This window comes from Fulvimarina manganoxydans (genome assembly GCF_900176465.1).
GTDB lineage: Bacteria > Pseudomonadota > Alphaproteobacteria > Rhizobiales > Rhizobiaceae > Fulvimarina > Fulvimarina manganoxydans.
In genome coordinates this window covers 26,927-50,296 of record NZ_FWXR01000005.1, presented here as the reverse complement: position 1 = coordinate 50,296, position 23,370 = coordinate 26,927, and the positions used below count along the sequence as shown (strand labels likewise).

Below are 23,370 nucleotides of genomic sequence, written 5' to 3'. Positions count from 1 at the left end.
AACGGTCCTGTCATGATCGTCCGGCTGCGAGCATGAGACGGGCTTCGGCTGAACAGCTGCCGAGCGGCTCAAAGCCGCTTCGCCGTCTCCATTAGCTCTTTCAAAATCGCTTCCTCTTCGCCCGTCAGATCGGTCAAGGGCGGCCTCACGCCTCCCGCATCGAAACCGGCCAGGCGTACACCAGCCTTGATCGCGGAAACGGCATAGCCCTTCTGACGGCCGCGCAGCGCCATGAAGGGATAAAAGAAGCCCTTCAGGATCGCCTCGGTGCGGGCGCGATTTCCGGCGCGCAGATTGTCGTAGAAGTCGATCGCGAGGGCCGGCACGAAATTGAAGACGGCCGAGGAATAGGTGGTGAAGCCGGCGCCGAGATAGGCATCGGCGAAAAGTTCGGCCGTGGGCATGCCGCCGAGATAGGTCAGCCGATCACCCATCGTCGCGGTGATCTGGCGCACGAGGCCGATATCGCCCGAGCCGTCCTTGAAGCCGACGAGATTGGGGCAGGCCTCGCAGAGCCGGGCGAGCGTGTCGGCCTGCAAGATCGCATTGTCGCGATTATAAACCATCACGCCGATCGAGACGGCGTCGCAGACCGCCTTCACATGGGCGAAGAGGCCGGCCTGCGGGGCGTCGATCAGGTAATGGGGTAGGAGAAGAATGCCGTCCGCTCCGGCCTTCTCTGCGGCTTTCGCCAGATCGACGGCGATCGCGGTGCCATAGCCGCAACCGGCGACGATCGGTGTATTTCCGGCCGCTGCTTTCGCCGCCGCGACGATCGCCGGCACTTCGCCGGGCGCGAGCGAGAAGAACTCCCCGGTGCCGCCGGCGGCAAAGAGCACGGTCGCGGGAAAGCCCGACAGCCATTCGATATGCGAGCGATAGGGCGCCTCCGCAAAGGCACCGTCCGGCCCAAAGGCGGTCACTGGAAAGGACAACAGGCCTGCCCCGAGGGCGGCCTTGAGCTCTTGCGGGTCCATCACGGGGCGATCCTCTCCATCCGCTGCGTCAGACGGCGGAGAATACGGGATGGCATCCGCTTGTCAACAACTTGTCTGATAAGTTGGATCGAGCGCTTTGCGCAGAAGCTTGCGATAGCGCATCTGGCCGCCCTTCAGATGGATACGCATCGCCTCGCGCGCCGCTTCGTCCTCCTGGCGCGAGATCGCATCGGCGATCGCCCGGTGCTCGGCCTGAATCTGCCGGAGATAATCGCTCGGCGTCTCTTCGCCGCTTTCGCTGCGCTGGACGGCGCGGCGCGGTATTGCCTTCTCGCCCAGCATCTCCAGAAATTCCCGAAAGCGCATATTGTTGGTTGCGTCGGCGATCGTCAGATGCAGCGCGAAATCGGCCTCGACCGTGGAAGCGCCCTCCCGCATCAGGCGCTCGATCACGGCGCAATGCTCGAAGATCGCCTCGTCCTGGGCTGGCGAGCGACGAAGAGCGGCAAGGCCGGCTGCCTCGATCTCCACCGCATAGCGCAACTCCAGAAGCTCGATCGCTGAGGACAGGCGCATCGGATCGACCGATTGAAAGGGCTGGGGCGGACCGGCCGCGATGGCGGTCACGAAAACCCCGGCGCCCTGGCGCGGTTCGACCAGGCCGTCGGCCCGCAATTCCGCGATCGCCTCACGCACCACGGTGCGCGACACGCCGTGGCTTGCGGTCAAGGCGGCCTCGCTCGGAAGCTTGCCCCCGATCGGCACGACACCGGATAGGATCGCGCGGCGCAACTCCTCGGCAACCCGCGCCGAGAGCCCCGAGCGCCGGGCTGGCGCCGTCGGCGCGAGGGAAGGTGGTGGTTTGGTTTCGGGCGTCTTCAAGAATTCCATCCTTCCTGCAGTCGGGTCGTCATCCCCTCCCATCTGCGACTTCCGTTCCATCGAAGCCCGCGGATCGCGCTTGACAGCTTGTCTGACAACTGCATCATGCCGCCTTGAACAAGCGAAGACAAGACGCCATGTGTCGCGGAGTGCGTCGGAGCCATGGCCGCATGATGAGCGCTCTCCATCAGATCGGCGGCTCTCCCGATCCCGTCACGCGAGATCGTGTCGCAAAAGACGGGGAGGGCACCGGCCATGGGGGTAGGTCGTGCGGTGCTACCTGCCGCCTTGTTGCGCCAACATCGCCGACCGGACTTCGCGGCGATCACTCACTAAGGACTGTTGATGCTCGACCGACTTCTCATCACTGGCGCCGCCGGAGGGCTCGGCCAGATGGCGCGCGAAAAGCTGCGTCCGCTCGCCAAGACCTTGCGCCTGTCCGATATTGCCGACATGGAGCCCGCGAAGCAGGGGGAAGAGGTCGTTCCTTGCGATCTTGCCGATGCGGCGGCCGTCCGCGATCTCGTCGCTGGTTGCGACGGCATTATCCATTTCGGTGGCGTGTCGGTGGAAAAGCCCTTTGGTCCGATCCTCGAAGCCAATATCATCGGCGTCTACAATCTTTATGAAGCCGCAAGAGCCGCCGGCCAACCGCGCATCGTCTTCGCCAGTTCGAACCACACGATTGGCTATTACACCCAGGACACCTATCTGACGAATGACGTGCCCTTGCGGCCTGATGGCCTCTATGGCGTATCGAAATGCTTCGGCGAGGCGATGGCCTCGATGTATCATGACAAGTTCGGCCAGGAGACGGCGATCGTCAGGATCGGCTCCTGCTTTCCCGAACCCAAGAACCATCGCATGTTGTCGACCTGGCTCAGCGCGGGCGATTTCGTTTCGCTGATTAATAGTATTTTTGCGGTTCCCCGATTGGGCTGTCCTATTATATGGGGCGTGTCCGACAACGACACGAAATGGTGGGACAACTCGGCTGTCGCTTATCTCGGCTGGCGGCCGACAGACAATTCCGAAGTTTACCGCGCGAAAATCGACGCGGCCATGGCGCCTCCCGGACGGGATGCGCCGGACGCGGTCTATCAGGGCGGTCTATTCACCGCTGAACCCATTCATGAGGAGTAATCCATGGCACTCGACCTGACCGGCAAACATCTCATCGCCGGGACATGGAAATCGTCCGGCTCGACCTTCAAGTCCGAGCCCGCGACCGGCGAGGCACGCGAATTCTCCACCGGTACGCCGGACCTCGTCGACGAGGCCGCCAAGGCCGCCGAAGAGGCCTTCTGGACCTATGGCTATACGAGCCGCGAGGCGCGCGCCGCCTTTTTGGAGACGATCGCAGAGGAGATCGAGAAGCGCGGCGCCGAAATCACCGAGATCGGCACGCAGGAGACAGGTCTGCCCGAGGCGCGTCTCAACGGCGAGCGCGGGCGCACGACCGGTCAGCTGAAGCTGTTTGCCAAGCATATCCGCGAAGGCGCCTATCTCGACCGGCGCCATGACGAGGCGATGCCCGACCGCCAGCCGATGCCGCGCCCGGATCTTCGCATGATCCAGCGGCCGATCGGCCCGGTCGCCGTCTTTGGCGCCTCCAACTTCCCGCTCGCCTTCTCAACCGCCGGCGGCGACACCGCTGCGGCTCTCGCGGCCGGCTGCCCGGTTGTCGTCAAGGGCCATGGCGCCCATCCCGGCACCGGCGAGATCGTCGCCCAGGCGATCGATGCGGCCATCAAAGCGCACAATCTTCACCCCGGCGTGTTCTCGCTGGTCCAAGGCGGCGACCGCAAGGTCGGCGAGGCGCTCGTCACCCATCCGATGATCAAGGCGGTCGGCTTCACCGGCTCGCTGGGTGGCGGACGCGCGCTCTACAATCTCTGCGCCGCGCGGCCCGAGCCGATCCCCTTCTTCGGCGAGCTTGGCTCGATCAATCCGATGTTCGTGATGCCGGAAGCCGTGAAGGCTCGTGGCGCCGAACTCGGCAAGGCTTGGGTCGGCTCGCTGACCATGGGCGCCGGCCAATTCTGCACCAATCCGGGTGTTGCGATCGTACTCGACACGACGGAGTCGGGTGCATTCGTCTCAGCCGCGGTCGAGGCGGCCAAGGACGTCTCCAAACAGGCCATGCTCACAGACGGCATCGCCGAGGCCTATCGCAAGGGCGCCGAGCGTGTTTCCAAGACCGAAGGCGTCAAGGAACTGATCGGCGAAGCGAACGCCTCCCGCCACGCCTCGCCCTATCTCTTCGAGACGACCGGCGAGGTTTGGGCTCGTGACGAGAGCCTCGGCGAAGAGGTCTTCGGGCCGCTCGGCATCGTCGTTCGCGTTAAAAGCGTCGAGGAGATGGCCGAACTCGCCAAGGGGCTCCATGGCCAGCTGACCGTGACGCTCCACATGGATGGTGGTGACGCGGAGGCGACGAAGACGCTCCTGCCGATCCTGGAACGCAAGGCCGGCCGGCTTCTCGCCAATGGCTTCCCGACGGGTGTCGAAGTGGCCGACGCCATGGTCCATGGCGGCCCATATCCCGCCTCGACCAATTTTGGGGCGACCTCGGTCGGCACCTTGTCGATCCGCCGCTTCCTGCGCCCGGTCTGCTATCAGAACATGCCCGAGGGCGTTCTGCCCGACGATCTGCGCTAAAGCATGATCCGGAAAGGTTGCACGACTTTTCCGGCGACATCATGCGGCACAATAAGAGATGAGAGCGGATTGGCGATTCAGATCGATCGCAATTCGCTCTCAAACGCCGGGCAAGAAAATAGATGCCGATTTTTCCATAACCCGGCGCATTAACAAACGTTTGGAGAGCGTTTGGCGAACCTGATTGTTTGCCCAGGAAATGCTCCTCTTTGCTCTTAGAAGAGCTCTCCAGTTTTCCGAGGCAAGTCCACACTGGAGTTGGTCGGAAAGACTGAAGAGGCGCTGTCTCGGATCATCGCGCAGATCGGTGAGATCCACTCGATCGTCCATGACATTGCGAATCCCGCTCAGGAACAGGCAAGCGGCCTGGAAGAGGTGAACAGGGCTGTCACCCCGATGGATCAGTTCACCCAGCAGAACGCGGCGATGGTGGAAGAATCGACCGCCGCCGCCCGCAATCTCGCCGGTGAAATGCAGCAGTTGACCACGCTCGTGGCCCAGTTCGATGTGGACGGGGGCGCGGACGACGTCCTTCCATTCTGGGGCGCACGAACGGGCAAAAGCTGCATAGTGAACCGCCATCAAAGCTGACGGGGATGGTCAAGGAGCTCGAAGAGGCCAATCCCTATCAAGGTCAACGTTCAGGTCGTTCAGGTCCCCAGACATCGTGAACGACCTGGCCCGCGCTCTGGGCTTGTCGCAGAGTTTCGCCGGTCAAGGCTCCAATGACCTTGCCGATCGATTTCTGGTTCTCGATGACGCAGAGCCTTGCCATGATTTTGAACGCGAATTCATAAATCTCCGTCACTCGCGGCAATCGGGGCGCACGAATGTGGTCGAGGCGCTTCTACCGATCGCGAGCATTTTTGGAGCGGTGGTTCACGCGCCCAATGTCGCGCCGCCATCGACGACGATGTCCTGCAAGGTGATGTGGGAGGCGGCGTCCGAGGCCAGAAACAGCACGGCTTCGGCGATCTCGTCGACCGTCCCGATCTTCTGCAAGGGAATGCCGAGCTTGTACTGGTCGGGCAGACCTTCAATGAGCCTTTGGCGGTCCGCCTCATCGGCGATCATGCCGGCCAGCATGGGCGTGTCGGTCGAGCCTGGGGAAACCAGATTGACGCGCACACCGTAGCTGGCGAGTTCGAGGCCGATGCAGCGCGACAGGCTGGCAAGCGCCGCCTTGGAGGCGCAATAGGCGGTCATGCCGATTCGCGGCGTATGGGCGGCGTTGGAGGCGATGTTGACGATCGCCCCGGAACGCTGGGCTTTGAAGACCGCAATCCACTGGCGCATCAGATGGAACGGCCCGGCGGCGTTGACGGCCATCGTCGTCGAGAAATCGTCCGGCGACAGCGCCTCCGCCGATCCAAGACGCAGGATGCCGGCGGCGTTGACGAGTATGTCGAGCCTCTCGTCCTCGCCCTTCAGGCGATCGCAGACACGCTCTACGGCGCTGGCATCGGCCACGTCGAGTTCAATGAGCGGAAAGGGCGCTTCGTCCCCGACCACCCGATCGAGGCCGATGACGGTTGCGCCTTCTTCGATGAAGCGTTCGGCGATCCGCCGGCCTATGCCGCGCGCGGCGCCCGTCACCAGGACGCGCTTTTGCGCAAATCCCATGCTTTCCCGCGCGGTCATCGGCGCCTCGAGCTTAGGCTGCAAGGCTCTGCGTCCGCTTCTTGTCGATCAGCTCGCGCCAGGCGGCGAGAGTCGGAATACGGGCGAGTTCGTCGAAGCCGACCGAGACGCCGCGCGCCTTGAGTTCGGCCGCAATCGTCATGACGGCGATGGAGTCGAGGCCGTACATGATGAGATTCTCGGTTTCGTCGATCGCATCGGTCTCGTCTTCGATCAGCGAGAGAATGCGGGCCTCAAGCCAGTCTCCGAGCGTCTTCTCCTCGCCCGCCCCGACCAGCGCCGCGGTGTCGACGAGCGCGCCACAACGCGTCGCCACATAGGTCAGGGCCATCTCGTGTTCGGCGCGTGAGAAATCGGCGAGCGCATCGCCGATCACAAAGGGCTGGATATCGTTCATGAAGGCATCGAGCGCCGTCACCATGCAGCCGATATGAGCGTAGACGCCGCCGATCAGAAGCTGGTCGCGGCCCCATTCGGCCATCATGGCTTTGAGATTGGAGCGCTGGAAGGCGCTGTAGCGCCATTTCGTCAAAACGATATCGCCGTCGCCAGGTTCGAGCCCCGCAACGACGCTTTGCAGCGCCGGATCGGCCTTGGTCAGGCCCGGCCCCCACATGTCGTTGAGCAGGGCGCGGTCCGAGGCCGGCTGGTCGTGCGGCTGCGCCGTATAGACGACGGGAACGCCGTTCGCGGCGCACCAGCCCTTTACGGCGGCAAGATTGGCGATCAAGTTCCGCACGAGATCGCAATCGGCATCGTAGAAGCGCAGGAAATAGCGCTGCATGTCGTGGATGAGAAAGACGGCACGATCCGGCTCGGGCTGCCAGGCGGTCTTGTTCTTGGGAAATTCCGCTGGTTGCGGCATGGCATAAGTGGCGATCGTCGGGATCGTCATCGGGGCACCTTTTAGGTCTTTGCGAGGTGGATTGGCGGCTTGCCGGGCGCTCAGGCCGGTTCGGCGAGCGCGGCGCGCAGCGCCTTCTTGTCGGTCTTGCCGATCGGCGTCAGCGGTAGCGCGTCGACGAAGCGGAACCGGTCCGGCAGCTTGTAGTCGGCGACCCCAAGAGCGGCGAGATGGCGTCTCAGTGCCAGCGGTTTGAGCGCCGGGTCACTCGCCACGACGAAGGCGCAACTCTTCTCGCCGAGCAGCGGATCGTCGATGGCGACAAGCGCGGCGAGGCGAACGCCGGGATGGCGCTGGATGAGGTTTTCGATCTCTTCCGTCGCGATCTTTTCGCCGCCGCGATTGATCTGATCCTTCACCCGTCCGACCACCTTCAGATAGCCTGCCGCGTCGCGGATCACGAGATCGCCGGAATAATAGAAGCCCTCGGCGTCGAAGACCGTGGCATTGTGCTCGGGCGCTTCGAAATAGCCTCGAACCGTGTAGGGGCCGCGCGTTGCGAGCATGCCCGGCGAGCCATTCGGAACGGGCCTGCCGTCCTCGCTGAGGATTCTGATCTCGTCGTCTTCGCTGATCGGACGTCCCTGGGTGGTGAAGACCCGTTCGTCCGCGTCGTCGAGGCGGGTGTAATTGACGAGGCCCTCGGCCATGCCGAAGACCTGCTGAAGCCGGCAGCCGAACGCATCGGGCACCTGCCGCGCATGGCTTTCGGAGAAATTCGCCCCGCCGACCTGAACGAGCTTCAGGCTCTTGAGCTTGCCGGCATCCGCCTTCGCCGCCTGCAGCCAGAGGGTGACCGCCGAGGGGACGAGCGCCGCCATGTCGACGCCGTGGCGCTCGATAAGATCGAAGCAGATGGCGGGATCAGGGTTCGGCGCCATCACCACGGAGCCGCCGGCATGAAAGACGCCAAGCGTGCCCGGCGAACTCAGCGGAAAATTGTGCGGAGCGGGCAGGGCGCAGAGAAAGCGCGTGGTCTCGTCGAGGCCGCAGATTTCGGCGCTTGCCCGGACGCTATAGTCGTAATCATTATGGGTGCGCGGGATCAGCTTGGGCGTTCCCGTGCTGCCGCCGGACAGCTGGAAGAAAGCGACCTCGTCCGCCGCCGTCGGGCGAAACGAGAGATCCTCGCCCGCCGGCTCGCCGGTCCAGGCTTCGAGGCTGGTCGGCGCGTCTTCGCCGCCGAGGAAAAGCACCGTTTCAAGGCCGGGCGATGCCGCCTTCAACATATCGACAAAGCGGTCGTCGCCGAAAAGCGGGTTCTGCCGCGCGCCGATCAGAAGCCTGGGCCGGATTTGTTCGGCATAGGCCGTCATCTCCAGCCGGCGGTGGCTGAAGAGCGCGTTGAGCGGCGCGATGCCCGCCTTCAGGAGCGCGAAGAAGACGACATAGAATTCGGCGACGTTCGGAAGGTGAACGAGGGCCGTATCGCCGGCTCCGAGGCCGCGTTCCGCAAGGCGAGCGGCGAGATTCGACGAAAGCCGCTCGACATCGCCATAGGTAAACATCCGCTCGCCGCAAAAGATCGCCGGCGCCTCGGGCCGCCGTAGGACCTGCGCGTCGAGGATGCGCGTGAGCGGTAGGTCGAGCCAATAGCCGCGAGCGCGATAATGGGCGGCGAGCTCGTCCGGCCAGCGCTGAAACGGAACGGACATCACGGTCTCTCCGGGCGGTTGCCGTCGTCAAGGCCGAAGGCGGTGAGCATGGTCGAAAGTTTGGTCTCGATCTCGGACCACTCCTTGGCGGGTTCGGAACCCTCCACGATGCCGGCGCCGGCGAAGAGCCGCACCCGGTCGCGATCGACGACGCCGCATCGGAGCGTCACCAGCCATTCGCCGTCCCCGCTCTCGTCGCACCAGCCGACCATGCCGGCGAAGGGGCCGCGATCGAAACGCTCGACGAAGCGCAGGAGATTGACCGCCTCCTGCCGTGGGTGTCCACAGACGGCCGGGGTCGGGTGCAGCAGACAGGCCAGTTGAAGCGCGTTCATCGAAGGATCGGTGACGCGGCCCGCGATGCGGGTGGACAGATGCCAGAGCTTGGCGGTTTGGATCAGCGAGGGCCCCGCTGGAATGTCGAGTTCGCGGCAATGAGGCGCGAGCGCCGCGCCGATCGCCTCCACGACGAGGCGATGCTCGTAGAGATCCTTCTTCGAGCGCTCCAGCGCCGCGCCGATCGCCTTGTCCTGAAGGGGGTCGGCGGGGTCGCGCCGCGCAGACCCCGCTAGCGGATTGGTCTCGATCGCATCGCCCCGCTTGCGAAGGAGCAATTCGGGCGTGACGCCCACGAGATCTCCGCCGCCGGGCAGCGGAACGCGGTAATGGTAACCGGTGGCGTTGAGGCGCTTCAGGCGCGCGGCCAACGCGTCGACATCGATCGGGCCATCGAAGCGCAGTTCCCGAATGACCGAGAGCACGACCTTTCGAAGCGGGCTTCGGCCGAACTGGGACAGAGCCTGCTCGACCATGCGCTGATAGTCGGCCTCGCTTGGCTGGCTGCTCTGCGACAGCAGCGCCGGGACGGGCGGCGCCTCATGGTCGGGCGAGGTATCCTCGCCAATATCCTGCCATTCATACTCGGCTGGGACGTAAAGCGATGAGGGCTGGGAGAGATCGAAGGGGATCGCGCCGACGAGGATCGGGCGGTCTTGCCCGGCGGCGTGGGCCTGCGCGAAGGCGTCGCGAACAGCGCTCTGGAAGGTGCTGTCCGGATGCTCGCCGCCTGCCGCCGGCGTCAGAACCCGGCTTCCCAGACCGCGAGCGATCAGCCGTCTGCCCCCGGTCGTCAGGGCAAATCCCGGCGCGGCCGGATGCCGGGCGGGAGCCGGCACCAGGGTCTTCGATGCGACGCTCATGGACTGCTTACCTCGTGGTGGTCATGTCTGGTGATTTGTTATATGACCAAAATACTCAAGTTAAATACCTTGCCAAGGGTGCAATGCGAGAATTATCGGAAATGCAGGCGGCGCAGTGGGTTAGCCGTCAGGATCGGTCCGCCCTCGGGCGGGTCTCGCCCCATCTTTATGTGGAATTCGACGGCGCCGGCTTGACCGCCGAGCGCCTCGAAAGCGCCCTTGAACGACTGTTCGAGCGCCATGAGATGACGCGCCTTCGAATCACGGAGGATGGCCGGCAATGCTGCGCCGAGCCGAAGGGACCGTCCGTCTTGACGCTCGACGACTGGCGGGACCTTGGCCCGGCTGAGGCCGCCAAGCATCTGATCGATAAGCGCATTGCCTGGACGAACCGCCGGGCCAACCTCTCAAACGGTGAGGCCTGTGCGGTGTCCCTTACGCGTCTTGCCGAGAAGCGAACGCGCTTCCACATTGATACCGACATGGCCGCGATCGACCCGCCGAGCCTTCGTATCCTGATGGACGATCTGGCTTATTTCGTCGAAGAGCCGGATAGCGGAGCGCTGCCGGAGACCCCGGGATTTTTCGACGTTCTGGATGCCATGTCGAGCGACGAACAGCATCGGGCGAAGCGGAATCGCGATCGGGAATGGTGGGCGGAGCGGCGCGAGACCCTGCCTCCAATCGTCGATCTTTCCGCGATAAAACATGACACTTTAAATCCTGTTAAAACCGACCGCCTTGCCGCCGAATTGAGCCGGAACGACTATGCGTCGATCCGGCAGGCGGCTCGCGGGATCGGCGTGACGGCGACATCGCTGGCCTTGGCCGTCTTCGCTCTCGCGCTCGCCAGGATGACCGGGCAAAGTCGATTTCGCCTGAGCGTACCGAGCTTTTGGCGCGAGCACTGTCTTCCGGCTGTCGAACGGATCGTGGGCGAGTTCTCCAACGTCCTCCTCGTCGCAATCGACACGATGCAGGCTGCGACGCTTGCCGATCTCGCCCGTCAGGTCTCAGGAGAATTGCTGAGCGCGATCGAGCATTCGGCTTATCCGGGCGTTGCCGTCATGCGGGATCTTTCGCGCCGGTCGGGGCGGATGGACGTCTCGCCCGTCGTCTTCACCTCCGGCCTCGGGCTTTCGTCCGGCGCACTCTTTTCGGATCGTGTCGCCCGCGTTTTCGGAACACTCGCCTATGCGACCTCGCAAGGGCCGCAGGTCGCCCTCGATGCCCAGATCGCCGAGACCGGCGCGGGGCTCCTGATCAATTGGGACATCCGTTTCGACGTCCTGAAGCGCGCGCCTGTCGAGGCCCTGTTCGAGGATTATTGCGCAATGCTTCGCCGGATCGCCCGCGCGCCCGCCGCGGTGGAGGAACCGATCGACCGCCGGCCCCGCGCGGGCGGTGGGAGCGGGACCGGCGTGGATCACGGGGAAGGCGTCATGGAATCCAAGCTGTCTTCGCTTCAGAAGGCCTATATTCTCGGGCGCAGCGAACAGCTGCCGCTTGGCGGCGTCGCCATGCAGGAGTTCCGCGACTATCGCGGACGCTGGGACGTCGAGGCCTTGCGCGAGCGGCTTCGCATCCTTGTCGAGCGCCACCCGGCGCTGCGCACGCTGATCGATCCGGTAAAGCTGACAGCGCGGGTGCGCGAAGCGGCCGAGCTCAATCTGAACATCGTCGATCTGCGGGATCATGGGCCAGTCGAGGCGATGGCCGAGTTGGACAGACGGCGCGAGACCTTCGCAAGGTCGATCTGTTCTCTCGAACGCTCGCCCTGGGAGATCGCCCTGTTCCGCTTGCCGGAGGATGCGGATGCGGCGAAGGAGAGCCAAGACCGACGAACGGAGCCCGTCGCCGTCTTCGCCCGCTTCGATGCGCTGATCCTCGACGGGCATGCCATAGCCGCGCTGATGGTGGAGCTTTTTTCGCCAGATGACGAAGCCTTGGCGCTGGAGGGCCCGGCCGCGAAGACGGGACGGGGAGGCGGGCATCCGATCGGCGTGCCGACAGAGCCGGGACGGCGCGAGGCCGATGCCGCCTATTGGGCCGAAAAGCTCGCCGGCATCGAGAGCGCGCCCAGCCTGCCCTGGTTGAAGTCGCTCGAAACCATCGCCTCGTCGCCTTTTGAACGCCGCACGCTGACGATCGAGAAGGATCGGTTCAGACGGGTCGCCCGGCTCGGCGCGAAAAGGGGGCTCTTCAAGAATACGGTGCTGACGGCGATCGTGCTCGATGTCGTGTCGCGCTGGATCGAGGCCGGCGACTGTGTCGTCGCCATTCCCGTCGCGCCCGAAACCGGCGGCGCTTTCGCCAACCGATCGAGCTTCATCGCTGCCCACTGGCCGAGCGGCACCATGGCGCTTGCGGAAAGGGGAGGGCGTCTCCAGGCCGATATTCTGGAAGGTCTCGACCATCTCGCCTTTTCCGGCGTCGATATCGCTCGGCTTTTAATGAATGCCGGCAAGGGCCAGCCGCCGCTGCCGATCGTCATCACCAACGGGCTCGGCTGGCCGGTGCTTCCACCTGAGGCGCCGATGCGGCTTTGCTCGGGCCTCACCTCGACGCCGCAAGTTGCCATCGACATCCGTTTTGCCCTGGAGCCGGAAGGCGATCTGCGCCTCGACATCGACCATGCGGTGGCGGCCGTCGAGGGGAGCATGATCGACGACATTCTGCGGGCGGTCGACCGGGCCTTCACGGCGATTGCGGAGAAAGGCGAATTCGCGCTTTTCCCCCGCGATGGGGTGCCGCTTCATCCGATCCTGCCCGCCGATCCCGAGATTGCACCGTCCAAGCTGCCGTTTCTGGAACGGATCGCGGACAATCTCTTTTCGGCCCCGAAGGATCGCGTCGCGCTGATTTCTGGCCGCGAGCGCGTCACCTATGGCGCCTTGGGCGCGCGGGTCGCGCGGATGATATCGGGTCTTCGCGCCCGGGGTGTTACGCCCGGCGACAGGGTTGCGATCGTCCTGGCGCGAAGCCCGGATCATATTGCCAGCGTTCTCGCCTCGGCCTTTCTCGGCGCGGTCTGGGTGCCGATCGATGCGGCATCGCCGGACCAGCGGCTGCAGCAGCTCCTTGAGACCTGCAATCCTGCGTTGGTGATCGCCTCCGCGCCAATCGAGGGCTTTACGACGGTCTTGCCCGAGAGCCTTGGCGCGGCCGATGCGGCGGGCGACCTCGGCGAAATCCGCTCGCGGCTCGCCTCTCTGTCCCTCGGCGAAGGGCCGGCCTATCATCTCTTCACCTCGGGGACGACCGGCGCGCCGAAATGCGTGACCCTTTGCAACCGGGCGACCGCCAATGTCATCGGCTCGACGCTCGACAACTGGCGCGTCGGCCCGGATGACGTCTTCATCTCGGTGACGCCGTTCCACCACGACATGTCGGTCTTCGATGTCTTCGGCTGCCTTTGCGCCGGGGCGGTGCTGGTGCTGCCCGAGCCCGGCGCGGAAAAGGACGCCGTGCGCTGGTGCGAGCTCGTTGCCGAACATGGCGTGACGCTCTGGTGCTCGGTGCCGGCGATCCTGGAAATGCTGCTCTCCTGCCGGAAAGACGCGCGCCAGCTCGCCTCGCTGCGGCTCGTCGCCCAGGGCGGCGACTACATCAAACCCGCCACCATCGCGGAGCTTCGCTCACTCCTTGCCGATGCGAGACTGATCTCGCTCGGCGGGCCGACCGAGACGACGATCTGGAGCATCTGGCACGAGATCGGGCCGGGCGATTGGGGGCCGATCCCCTATGGCCGGCCTCTGCCCGGCAATCGCTATGATCTCCTGGACGAGGCCGGCGAGCCCGTCCCGCCGGGTGTCGCGGGGCGCATTCATACGGCGGGCGTCAATCTGGCCCTCGGCTATTTTCGAGACGGGAAACTCGACGAAAGCGATTTCGTCGGGATCGTCGACGAGGCCGGTCAGCCGATACGGGCCTTTCGCACGAGCGACACCGGGCGGCTTCTGGCCGACGGCTCGATCCAATTCGCCGGGCGCATCGCCGGCTATGTGAAGATCCGGGGCGTTCGCGTGTCGCTGCCCGACATCGAAAACGAGATGCTGGCGCATGCGGACATTACACGCGCCGCCGCGATCGACTTTGGCGACGAGCGCAGCGGCGCGAGCGCCCTCGGCCTTCTTTATGTCGCTCGTCCCGGCGCGGAGCCGCAGGTGCCGGATCTGCGCGCCTTTGCCCGAAGCCGCCTGCCCGAAACCCATGTCCCGACCCGCTATCTGGCGGTGAGCGATCTGCCGCTATCGGCCAATGGCAAGCTTGATCGCAAGCGCGCGCGGGACTGGCTGGAGCAACAAGGCGGGTGCGGACATCCATCTGCCTCGATCGAGCGAACCGACACGCCTCCCCTCGAGGGCAAGGCCTGTCTTTCGGCCATCTACCGCGCGGTTCTGAAGCCCAAACAGCCGCTCGAGGCCTCGACCAATCTCCTCTCGGCCGGGCTTCTTCCCTCCCACCTGAAACCCTTGAGCGAGGCGATCGCCCAGCGCTTCGGCATCGAGATCGCGCCGCGCGATCTTTTGACGTGCCGGACGCTCGCCGAAGCCGAAGCGCTTCTCAGCGCCGCCCGGGCGGGCCGGAAAAGCCTCGCCTGACGCCATTCACAGGATAGACCGATGACCCATCCGAGCGCAGACGGCTGGATGCCGCTGACTCTGCCGCAGATCGACCTGTGGGAGGAATATACCTTCCATCCGAACGAAGTCGTCTCGACGGTCGCCCATTCTCTCGACATCACCGGCCCGATCGATGAAGATGCCCTCAAACGGGCGATCGCGCAGGTGGTCGCGGAATCGGACGTGCTCTCGCTCGAATTTCGCGATCGCGGCCCGAACTTACCGCCGCTCCAGCGGGTGAACCCTGAGCTTCGCCCCGAACTTGTCGTCCACGATCTAAGCGGCGCCGACGATCCGGCGGCCGAGGCCCAGCGCTTGATCGAGGCCGATATCGGGCGGGGCATCGATCTGAAGGGGCGCAGCATCTCGGCTCAGGCGCTGTTCCGGCTCTCGCCCCACCATCTCGTCTGGTATCTGCGGACCCATCACGCCGTTCTCGACGGCTATGGGATCGCCCTCATCGAAAAGCGGCTCGGGGAACTCTACGGCCATTTCAGCGCCGGCCTGCCGGCGGGCGATCCGTTTCATCCCTTTAAGCGTTTCATCGCCGAGGAGGAGGCCTATCGGGCGAGCCGGCGCTTTCAGGCCGACCGCGAGCACTGGGTAAAGTCCTTGGCGGGCGCGGTGAATTTCCGTGTGCTTCACAAGGGCGCCGAGGACTATCTGTCGGGCGGCGCCCATTATGGCTGCCACGAGCTGGTGCCGGAAACGGCGGCGCAGCTTCGGCGCATCGCGGGCGAACTCACGATGGCCTGGCCGGATCTCCTGACGCTTCTGTCGGGTCTTTATCTCCGCCATGAACTGCCGCAGCCCGAAACCCGGCACCGGAGCGAGGCCTTCATGATCTGGCTGCCCCTGATGAGCCGTTGGGGCAGCGTCGGCGCCCACATGCCGGCCATGCTGGTCAATATCCTGCCGGTCTTCCTGACGGCCGAGCCCGGCGAGGGCCTTCGTCGGTTTCTCGCGCGCTCTGCAGGTCTCCTCAAGACGCTGCGCAGCCATGGACGCTACCGGGTCGAACAGATCGCCCTCGATCGCGGCGTGCCCGCCGGCAGCCGCTTCTTCTTTTCGCCGCTGATCAATATCCTGCCCTTCGATCCGCCGATATTTCCCGGCTGCGATGTGACACGCAACGTCCAGGCCGCCGGACTTCCCGAAGGCTTCGCGCTCACCTTCCGGGGCCAGGAGGACGGCACCGGCCTCACCTTCGAAATGGAAGCCGATATAGCCACGGCCGACACAGAGACCTTCGAGCGCTGGCAGCGCGAATTGCCGGAGTTTCTGGCCGAGATGCTGACGGTCGAAGCGCTGGACGGGCCTGTCGGATCAGCGATTTGGCGAGGGGATTGACGTTCGGCCAAAAAGGCACGCCTTTCCATCCGGCTTGATGGGGTAATGCAAATGCATTACCTTGAGCGTCTCGCCAACGGGCCCTCCCAAGGAGACCGCGATGAGCACCGTCTCTCAAGATATTTCGACACTCACCGATCGGTATCAGACGACCGTGCCGAGTGGGGTGCGCAAGCAGCTCAATCTCGGCAAAGGCGATCGGATTCGCTACTGCACCGACGCCAATGGCCGGGTCTATATCGAGCCCGTACGGGCCGAGGAGGACGATCCTGCGCTCGGTTCATTCCTCGCTTTTCTCGAAGCCGACATCAAGGCGCATCCGGAACAACTCCAGGCGTTCGACGGTGCTTTGTACAACCGTCTCAAATCGTTAGTCGCAGACACGGCCGTCGATCTCGATGAGCCGCTGTCGATCGAGGATGAATGACGAGCGATGCCGCGCGAGTGAAAGCGCCGCTCGTCGTCAATGGATGGTCGATCTATGCGCATCCGGTCTTTCTCGACCAGCTCGAAGGGCTGATCGAGGAGGTCGAAGAACGTAAGCTGCGCGATCCCCAAAACTGGAGCCGGAAGAATTGCACGAAGCGGCTGGCGGCCATCGTCAAACTCGCGACCGAGGTCATACCAACGGATCCGGGCGCTCCCGCCTTTCGGCAGGGGGGCACGCTAGGCGATGACCGGAAGCATTGGTTCCGAGCAAAATTCTTTCAACAATATCGCTTGTTCTACCGGTTCAGCGGCGAGGCAAAGGTCATCGTGCTTGCATGGGTGAACGACGAGAAGACCTTGCGGGCATATGGCAGCAGGACCGATGCTTATGCGACCTTCAAGGGAATGCTGGATGATGGCAATCCGCCGGAGAATTTCGACACACGGATGAAAGAGGCGACGAGGGCGGCGGAGCGATTCGAAAAAGGTCTGAAGGCTGCGCCTGATCGCTAGTCCATGATGCCGACCGGGCTGATCCCGCTTAAGAATCCTGCAACCTCACACCCGACGCGTCCGGCCCGGCAAAGCGCTCGAACATTTCTCCGGTCGTCCGGCTGACGGCCTCGACCAGATCGGGGCCATACTGGTCGGCGCGATAGCTCATCAGGACGCGGATCGAGCGTCTCCCGCCGATCGTCTCCTCCATCACCTCGAATTGCAGGCCGAGAAGGGATTCGTGGCGTTCGGGATCGACCTGCCGGAATTCGATTTCGCCGCCGTCGGCGGCACGAAGCGCTCCGTTCAGCTTGTTCTTGGCGTGGATCTGAATGAAGACGCCGAAGAGATGGTCCCGCCCCGGCGCCATGCCGAGCGCTTCTTCGACGATGTCGATCGGAATATGGGTATGGGGCATCGATTCATTGACCGTCAGCTTGGCCTGTTCGATCAGCGCGCCGATGGTCAGATCCGCGTCGAAGTGCAAGCGATGGGCGACGACGGTGGTGAAATAGCCGACCGTGTCGAAGAAGCTGTGGTCGGTGCGCCCCGACGCGGAGGTGCCGATGACGAGGTCGTCCAGATCGCCGAGCTTGGCAAGGGCCGCCGCGATCGCCGCATAGACGGTGTTGAAGAGCGAGGCGCTGTTTTCCTTCGAAACGGCATAGAGCCCTTCGCAGACGGTTTGCGACGGCTTGATCTCGACCCAGCCGCCGGCAGGCGAGCTATCCCCGGTCTGATCCTCGGCGGTGTTCAGCCTGGCGAGCGGCGGGCCTTGGGGGGCGTCGTTCAGCCTGTCGGTCCAGTAGCGCACATCCCGCTCGTCGATGCCCGCCGCCGCCTGCGCTTCGGCAAATTCGTGGAAGGGCCGGGGCGTCGTCGCAAAATGCGGCGCCCTGCCTTCGGCCCTCGCGCGATAGGCGATGGTCAGCTCGTCCATCATCAGATTCACCGACCATTCGTCGAGAACGATGTGATGGAAGAGAAAGGAGAGGGTCTGCCGGCCGGTCCCGGGATCTCTGAGGAAGCGCAGGCGAAGGGGCAACTCGCGCGACAGGTCGAAATGATGCCCCGCCTCATCGTGCCTGTCGATGCCAGCGCTGTCTTCGCTCGTCCAGAACCATCTGTAATGGGAAAGCTCCGCCATCGGGACGACATGCTGGCGAACCTCTTCGCCTTCGGACCGGAACAGCGTGCGCAAGCCTGTATGGCGTTCGAGAATGTCGAGAAAGGCGCGCTCGAAGACCCGTTCGTCGACGGGTTGCAGGAAATCGAGTGCGAAAGGCAGGTTGAAGATCTCGCCAAAGCCGAAGGCCGCATAAGCTTTCCAGAGCGAGGCCTGGGCGAGGGAGAGGGGCGCCGCCATGGTCGATGGCCGAGGCTGTGATGCCGTTTCAGGCTCGGCGACAACCATCACCGTCGCCTGACGGGCAAGACCCGCCGCTGTCGGATGCGAGAACAGATCGTTGAAGCGCAGTTCGATCCCGTGTTCGCCCTGAAGGCGGCCGATGATCCGCGTTGCGATCAGCGAATGACCGCCGAAATCGAAGAAATCATCGTCTGGCCCCATGGAAGCCGCGCCGAGCGCCTCGCGGAATTCGGCGAGGATCAGGCTTTCGATCGAGGTGCTCGAAAGGAACGTCGGTCTCTCCGCGAGCGGCGATGCTGCAATTTTCGGGGCTTCCTCGGCAGACGGTGGGGCACCCGCCCACTCCAGCGAAAGGCCGGTCGCCTCTTGCCCGATGAGCCGGTCAACGAGACGCTCGATCAGGAACCCGCCGGCAAAGCGAGAGACGAGAGGATCGGTGGCAAGCTCGATGTCGATCGCGCCGGGGCGATCCGCGTCGAAGCCGATGGAAAGCCGCAGCTCGCCCGGATCATCCGGATGGGGCAGCGAAAGGCGGCGGGCCGTGATGCCCTTGACGGTAAAACAATCGGAGGCGGACGGACGATGAGCAACGGCGACGAGGGGGCGGATTGCGCCGTCATCGCGTCGCGTCTCCCCCGCCCGGCCGGAGAGGACCGCGCTGACCTTGTCGGCGATCTCGGCTTGCGAGTGTCCTTGCTCGATCACGACGCCCACCGTTTTGGGATCGGCTGCGTCCTCCGATTGAAGCCCCGCCGGCAGGCGCAGATCGATCGCCTCCCGCCCGCCGAGATCGAGGACAAGCCGGGCAAAGGCGGCGGCGGTGACGGAAAACACCGCCACGGGATCCCGCGCCGCGCCCAACGCGCTCTCGTCGAGGGTCGTTTGGAAGACCTGCGCGCGAGGCCGAGGATCGAGTTCGCCTTCCCCGGAGCGGATGAGGGGGGCGGGGCATGGGGTTCGGATGCCGGCAATCGGCGCCGGACGCTCGAGCGGCGCGGCGAGATCGAGGCCCGCGCGGGCCTCGGGCCATGTCGGCGCCCGGCCATCCATGATCCGGGCGATATTGGCGAGCACCGTATCGACCGAGGCGGTTTCGAAGGCGATCCGGTGCAAGAGAGCACCGACGACGACCGCATCGGGAAGAAGGATCACGAGAACCGCCAGCGCCGGTTCGCGCTCGGCATCGAAGGCGCGGTTCTGCCGTTCGCAGATCAGCCCGCAGGCCTCATCAATAGCGTCCGCTCTTAAGATCTCGACGGCGCCCTCGGCGGGCTCGGCATGAAACCGGCGGACCAGCCCGATATCCTCGAAATGGTAGCGCGCCCCAAGCTTTGGCTCGGCTCGAAACAGGGCCGAAGCGGCCTCGACCAGTCGCAGGGAATCGATCGCGCCCGTCAGATGGACCGCCCGCGCCGCCTTCATCACGCGATCGGGCTCCTGCATCTGGGCGAGCCAGACGCGCTCCTCATCGGCGCTTGGCACTGATTCGTCCGCGTCCGCAATCTGCGGCGCGCCGCCATCCTCGAACCGTTCGCCTCCGGTCTCCTGCCGATCCTCGACCAGCGCGAGGTCGTTCATGGCCCATCGATCGAATTCCGTCGTCACAGCTTGCTCCCTTCCGTGTCCCGGCTCGACCGCCAACGGTCCTGCTTCAGGCCTTGAGTGCGAAATGCGATGAATCGGGATCGCAATTCTTCTCGAAGCCTTTGTTTTTCAAGATTCTTTCAGCGGAAAATCATGCGGATTTTCCGCAGCACGCCCTAATCGTCGAAATGGTCATGAACGCCGCTGTCGCCGCGGCGCCAATAGCCTGAGGCGCGGACCCATTTCGGGTTCAGGCCGCGCTCGGCGACGAGGTGGCTGCGCAGGCGCTTGGCGATCGCCGACTCGCAGGCGATCCAGACCGAGACGTCGCCCGCGGGAAGATCGAGGCCTCTCACCTGCTCGATCAGCGCGTCGCTGTCGCCAGCCTCGGCGCCGCCGCGATGGGCCCAAACGATACGCGCATCCGCATCGGTGCGAAGGCCGATCTTGCCCTCCGGCCCCGCGCATTCGAGAAGCACCGTAACTTGGGCGCCGGCGGGAAGCTCCTCCAGTCGCCTCGCGACCGCCGGAAAGCCTGGCTCGTCGGCAATGAGGAGATAGGCGTCGAAATCGGTTGGAAGGACGAAGGAGCCGCGCGGGCCGGCGATCCATGCGGGATCGCCAATGCGAACCGACCGGGCCCAGTCGCTCGCCGGCCCATGGTCGTGGAGGACGAAGTCGATATCGAGCTCGCCGCGCGACAGATCATGGCTGCGAACCGTATAGTCCCGCGCGATCGGCTTGGGCGGATCCTTCGGCATTTCGAGACCGTCCGGGCCGACGCTCGGCAGGCGCGGCTCGCTCTCGCCCGGCGCGGGGAAGAACATCTTCACGTGATCGTCGAAGCCGAGGCTGACAAAGCCCTCCATCGCGTCGCCGCCGAAGGTGAGCCGGCGCATCGTCGGGGTGAGGTCGATCAGACGGCGGAGGGTCAAGCGGCGCAGCCGCACCTCGTGGCGATGACGCGTGGGAAAATGGGGGGCTTCAAGGGTTGCTGTCCCGCTCATCGGTGCTCCTCTCCTTCATGCTTGAGATCGAGCCGCGAACCGGCCTCGCCGGCCAGACGCAATCTGCAAAAGGTCCCTTGCACGGCCAAGCGGCGCGGGCGTTTTTCGACGCTGCGTATCAGTCGGATCGCAGTCCGGCAAGATAATATGATATCATATATCCATTTTTATCAGTGGGAACTCGAGCATCGTCGCCCAGTCTCTTCACGAAACCAGTCTTGCTTTATTCCAATTCTAAACTGTTGCTTAAGCGGAGCATGAAAGTTGCAAATGCAACACAGGGAGCGCGGCGCTGCCACGCAAAAGGCACAATTGCTCTTGATTCTCCGAACTGAATCATGACTCATCCTGTCTAGTTTTATGGCGGCCATCACATGTCGCCAATGCGTAGGGGGACATGATGTCAAACGGATTGAGGGCGCGCCTGCTCATCGGCGCAAGCCTAGGGGTGATCGGCGCTCTGGCGCCGCTAAGCGCGTCGGGCCAGGAGGTGATCGATCTCGACACGGTGATCGTCACCGGCGAGAATTTCGAGCGCAGTCTGAAGACGACAGCCTCTTCGGTGACGGTGCTCGGCGAAGACGAGATCGACGCCCGGGTCGACGCGGCGAGCGTCGACGAGATCATTGCCGGCGTGCCGAATGTCGTCATCCCGGCCGACTATGGCCAGGGCTCGGCCCCGACGATCCGCGGCCAGGACAGCGAGGGTCCGAATTCCGGCGCCAACGCCTTTTTCGGCGGCACCACGCCGCGCGCCACGGTCAGCCTCGACGGCCACAATCTCAGCTATTACGAACTCGTCTATTCCTCGACGCCGATCTGGGATGTTGACTCGATCGAGGTCTTCCGGGGTCCGCAGACGATCAGCCAGGGCGCCAACAGCATCGCCGGCGCCATCGTCATCAACACCAAGGACCCGGTCTTCGAGCGCCAGGCCGCTGCGCAGGTCGAATATGGCAGCCTGGAGACCCGCCGTGCCTCGATCATGCTGAATTCGCCGCTGCTTGAGGATCTGGCCGGACGCGTGGCGATCGACTACTACGCCCGCGACAACTTCATCGACTACACCAATCCGGCCTTCGCCAGCGCCGGCGACCAGGATCTGGAGACCCGCAACGCAAGGGCCAAGCTCCTCTGGCAACCGGCGGAGATCCCCGGTCTCGAAGCCAAGCTGACCTATCAATATGTCGGCTCGGACCGGCCCACCTGGGAAGCGGCGACGGAGCCTTTCGACGAGCGCGACAGCGACACGCTGACCAATCCGATCTGGGACCAGAAGACCCATACGGTCATCGGCGATCTCACCTATGATTTCGGCAACGACCTCGTCTTCACCAATCAGATCCAATATTCGGATCTTGAGACGGACCGGCTCAGCGCGCCCTTCAACAGCGGGTCGGCCGAAATCGAATCGCAGGATTTCTCCAACGAAGCCCGTCTGACCTTCGGCACCGAGGAGTCCGTCTGGAGCGGCGTCGGCGGCATCTACTATCGCAACACCGACGAGACCGACACGCTCTATCTCTCCGACCGGTCTTCGCGACCGACCTATGTCAGCCGGTTCGAAGATAAGCGCGACAGTCTCGGCGTCTTCGGTGAGTTGAACTATCGATTCCTGGAGCGCTGGGTGCTTACCGGCGGCCTGCGCTATCAGCGCGACGCCTTGCAGCGTGAGGGCTTTGCCGAGCTCGCCGGGCGCGTTGGCAGCGTCCTGACGCCGGTCGATTACGACGACAGTTTCGACGCCTTCCTCCCGAAGATCTCCCTCGCCTACGACGTCACCGACACGGTCACGGTGGGCGGTCTGATCAGCCGGGGTTACAATCCGGGCGGCGTCACCTTGAATCTCGTCACCAACACCTTCGCGCCTTACGAGAAGGAAACGGCCTGGAATTACGAGCTCTTCACCCGAGCGAAATTCCTCGACGATACGCTCTCGGTGAACGCCAACCTCTTCTACACCGATCTCCACGACGCCCAGCGTTATCTCGTCAGCGATGTCGACCGCTTCTTCGCGCAGACCGTCAATGCCGACAAAGCCCATTCCTACGGCCTTGAACTCGGCGCCGAATATAAGCCTCTCGACGTCCTAACCCTCAACGGATCGATCGGCCTCTTGAAGACCGAGATCGACGAAATCTCCGATCCGGCGGCGGTCAGTCTCAAGGGTAAGGAGTTCGGCCGCGCGCCCGACTACACGCTCGCCTTCGGGGCCCGCTGGGACATTCTCGATAATCTCTCCCTCAGCGGCGATGTGCGCCACACCGACGGCTACTTCTCCGACGATGTGAACGACGAGGACGCCTTCATCGACAGCTTCACCGTGGCCAATGCAAGGGTTCAGTTCCGGCCGCGCGAGGAGGTCGAGCTGTTCGGCTATGTGAAGAACATCTTCGACGAAGAGGGCCCGACCTTCCTTCGCTATAGCCGCACCATTCTGGGCTACGAAGGCCCGGTCGTCCCGCCGCGCGAATTCGGCGGTGGCCTGAAGGTTTCCTTCTGATCCTTTGGGTTCAGCCGGTTCGGTGAGGACCGGCCGGATATTAGCAGGCCTCTGGTTTCTCTGGCCTTTTAGGAAAGGGCAACTTGGTCCTTTCCTAACAAAATCATCGATCGGGCCTCCAGCCTGTC

The 23,370-nt window shown here is 64.1% G+C and carries 16 protein-coding genes; 8 read left to right on the top strand and 8 right to left on the bottom strand.

Annotation, left to right across the window (positions count from 1 at the left end; all coding sequences use genetic code 11):
* Nucleotides 1–68 precede the first annotated feature (68 nt).
* Both kdgD and B9A15_RS07765 read right to left on the bottom strand, forming a co-directional pair.
* Entirely contained in the window at nucleotides 69–977 is a 909-nt protein-coding gene (gene kdgD / locus B9A15_RS07770; RefSeq protein ID WP_084409480.1) for a 5-dehydro-4-deoxyglucarate dehydratase, read from the bottom strand.
* A 63-nt stretch (nucleotides 978–1,040) separates the two neighbouring features.
* Complete coding sequence (locus B9A15_RS07765) at nucleotides 1,041–1,820, bottom strand: FadR/GntR family transcriptional regulator (RefSeq protein WP_244556843.1); 780 nt, start codon at nucleotides 1,818–1,820, stop codon at nucleotides 1,041–1,043.
* Nucleotides 1,821–2,165: 345 nt separating this feature from the next.
* On the opposite strand from B9A15_RS07765, the gene B9A15_RS07755 reads away from it, so the two are divergent.
* The 3 genes from B9A15_RS07755 to B9A15_RS23800 all read left to right on the top strand — a co-directional run bounded on the left by B9A15_RS07755 (nucleotide 2,166) and on the right by B9A15_RS23800 (nucleotide 5,072).
* Nucleotides 2,166–2,963, top strand: coding sequence for an NAD-dependent epimerase/dehydratase family protein (locus tag B9A15_RS07755; protein WP_084409477.1), 798 nt, complete (start codon nucleotides 2,166–2,168; stop codon nucleotides 2,961–2,963).
* 3 nt (nucleotides 2,964–2,966) lie between these two features.
* Nucleotides 2,967–4,481 (top strand): aldehyde dehydrogenase (NADP(+)), encoded by a 1,515-nt coding sequence (locus tag B9A15_RS07750; protein WP_084409476.1) that lies wholly within the window; start codon nucleotides 2,967–2,969, stop codon nucleotides 4,479–4,481.
* Between the two features lie 258 nt (nucleotides 4,482–4,739).
* The gene (locus B9A15_RS23800) at nucleotides 4,740–5,072 is read left to right on the top strand and encodes a methyl-accepting chemotaxis protein (RefSeq protein ID WP_210190486.1); all 333 of its coding nucleotides are present in this window, start codon (nucleotides 4,740–4,742) and stop codon (nucleotides 5,070–5,072) included.
* Nucleotides 5,073–5,360: 288 nt separating this feature from the next.
* On the opposite strand, the gene dhbA is transcribed toward B9A15_RS23800, so the two are convergent.
* Genes dhbA through B9A15_RS07725 form a run of 4 tightly spaced genes read right to left on the bottom strand, consistent with a single transcriptional unit; the run spans nucleotide 5,361 to nucleotide 9,880 of the window.
* Entirely contained in the window at nucleotides 5,361–6,122 is a 762-nt protein-coding gene (gene dhbA / locus B9A15_RS07740; RefSeq protein WP_084409645.1) for a 2,3-dihydro-2,3-dihydroxybenzoate dehydrogenase, read from the bottom strand.
* 13 nt (nucleotides 6,123–6,135) lie between these two features.
* The gene (locus tag B9A15_RS07735) at nucleotides 6,136–7,017 is read right to left on the bottom strand and encodes an isochorismatase (RefSeq protein ID WP_084409474.1); all 882 of its coding nucleotides are present in this window, start codon (nucleotides 7,015–7,017) and stop codon (nucleotides 6,136–6,138) included.
* A 50-nt stretch (nucleotides 7,018–7,067) separates the two neighbouring features.
* Nucleotides 7,068–8,681, bottom strand: coding sequence for a (2,3-dihydroxybenzoyl)adenylate synthase (locus B9A15_RS07730; RefSeq protein WP_084409473.1), 1,614 nt, complete (start codon nucleotides 8,679–8,681; stop codon nucleotides 7,068–7,070).
* The gene (locus B9A15_RS07725; RefSeq protein WP_084409472.1) at nucleotides 8,681–9,880 is read right to left on the bottom strand and encodes an isochorismate synthase; all 1,200 of its coding nucleotides are present in this window, start codon (nucleotides 9,878–9,880) and stop codon (nucleotides 8,681–8,683) included. The genes B9A15_RS07730 and B9A15_RS07725 overlap by 1 nt, the downstream gene beginning before the upstream one ends.
* A gap of 83 nt (nucleotides 9,881–9,963) precedes the next feature.
* Between B9A15_RS07725 and B9A15_RS07720 the strand changes: the two genes are divergently transcribed.
* From B9A15_RS07720 to B9A15_RS07705, 4 genes are all read left to right on the top strand, one after another.
* Nucleotides 9,964–14,484, top strand: a complete 4,521-nt coding sequence (locus tag B9A15_RS07720; RefSeq protein WP_244556841.1) for an amino acid adenylation domain-containing protein — start codon at nucleotides 9,964–9,966, stop codon at nucleotides 14,482–14,484.
* A gap of 21 nt (nucleotides 14,485–14,505) precedes the next feature.
* Complete coding sequence (locus tag B9A15_RS07715; protein ID WP_084409470.1) at nucleotides 14,506–15,855, top strand: condensation domain-containing protein; 1,350 nt, start codon at nucleotides 14,506–14,508, stop codon at nucleotides 15,853–15,855.
* Between the two features lie 100 nt (nucleotides 15,856–15,955).
* Complete coding sequence (locus tag B9A15_RS07710; RefSeq protein ID WP_084409469.1) at nucleotides 15,956–16,282, top strand: type II toxin-antitoxin system PrlF family antitoxin; 327 nt, start codon at nucleotides 15,956–15,958, stop codon at nucleotides 16,280–16,282.
* Complete coding sequence (locus B9A15_RS07705; protein WP_084409468.1) at nucleotides 16,279–16,797, top strand: type II toxin-antitoxin system YhaV family toxin; 519 nt, start codon at nucleotides 16,279–16,281, stop codon at nucleotides 16,795–16,797. Before B9A15_RS07710 ends, B9A15_RS07705 begins: the two co-directional genes overlap by 4 nt.
* A 28-nt stretch (nucleotides 16,798–16,825) precedes the next feature.
* Here B9A15_RS07705 and B9A15_RS07700 read toward each other — a convergent pair whose 3' ends face one another.
* The gene (locus B9A15_RS07700; RefSeq protein WP_244556840.1) at nucleotides 16,826–19,753 is read right to left on the bottom strand and encodes a condensation domain-containing protein; all 2,928 of its coding nucleotides are present in this window, start codon (nucleotides 19,751–19,753) and stop codon (nucleotides 16,826–16,828) included.
* A 155-nt stretch (nucleotides 19,754–19,908) separates the two neighbouring features.
* Complete coding sequence (locus tag B9A15_RS07695; RefSeq protein ID WP_084409467.1) at nucleotides 19,909–20,739, bottom strand: siderophore-interacting protein; 831 nt, start codon at nucleotides 20,737–20,739, stop codon at nucleotides 19,909–19,911.
* 397 nt (nucleotides 20,740–21,136) lie between these two features.
* Here B9A15_RS07695 and B9A15_RS07690 point away from each other — a divergent pair, with 397 nt between their 5' ends.
* Entirely contained in the window at nucleotides 21,137–23,242 is a 2,106-nt protein-coding gene (locus tag B9A15_RS07690) for a TonB-dependent receptor (protein ID WP_084409466.1), read from the top strand.
* Nucleotides 23,243–23,370: the final 128 nt, after the last annotated feature.

Excerpts from the sequence above, each read along its gene's own strand:
- B9A15_RS07720 (WP_244556841.1), top strand. The coding sequence starts at position 9,964 with ATGCGAGAATTATCGGAAATGCAGGCGGCGCAGTGGGTTAGCCGTCAG.
- B9A15_RS07725 (WP_084409472.1), bottom strand. The coding sequence starts at position 9,880 with ATGAGCGTCGCATCGAAGACCCTGGTGCCGGCTCCCGCCCGGCATCCG.
- B9A15_RS07750 (WP_084409476.1), top strand. The coding sequence starts at position 2,967 with ATGGCACTCGACCTGACCGGCAAACATCTCATCGCCGGGACATGGAAA.
- B9A15_RS07710 (WP_084409469.1), top strand. The coding sequence starts at position 15,956 with ATGAGCACCGTCTCTCAAGATATTTCGACACTCACCGATCGGTATCAG.
- B9A15_RS07730 (WP_084409473.1), bottom strand. The coding sequence starts at position 8,681 with ATGTCCGTTCCGTTTCAGCGCTGGCCGGACGAGCTCGCCGCCCATTAT.
- B9A15_RS07690 (WP_084409466.1), top strand. The coding sequence starts at position 21,137 with ATGATGTCAAACGGATTGAGGGCGCGCCTGCTCATCGGCGCAAGCCTA.
- B9A15_RS07705 (WP_084409468.1), top strand. The coding sequence starts at position 16,279 with ATGACGAGCGATGCCGCGCGAGTGAAAGCGCCGCTCGTCGTCAATGGA.
- B9A15_RS07755 (WP_084409477.1), top strand. The coding sequence starts at position 2,166 with ATGCTCGACCGACTTCTCATCACTGGCGCCGCCGGAGGGCTCGGCCAG.
- B9A15_RS07695 (WP_084409467.1), bottom strand. The coding sequence starts at position 20,739 with ATGAGCGGGACAGCAACCCTTGAAGCCCCCCATTTTCCCACGCGTCAT.
- B9A15_RS07715 (WP_084409470.1), top strand. The coding sequence starts at position 14,506 with ATGACCCATCCGAGCGCAGACGGCTGGATGCCGCTGACTCTGCCGCAG.
- B9A15_RS07735 (WP_084409474.1), bottom strand. The coding sequence starts at position 7,017 with ATGACGATCCCGACGATCGCCACTTATGCCATGCCGCAACCAGCGGAA.
- kdgD (WP_084409480.1), bottom strand. The coding sequence starts at position 977 with ATGGACCCGCAAGAGCTCAAGGCCGCCCTCGGGGCAGGCCTGTTGTCC.
- dhbA (WP_084409645.1), bottom strand. The coding sequence starts at position 6,122 with ATGACCGCGCGGGAAAGCATGGGATTTGCGCAAAAGCGCGTCCTGGTG.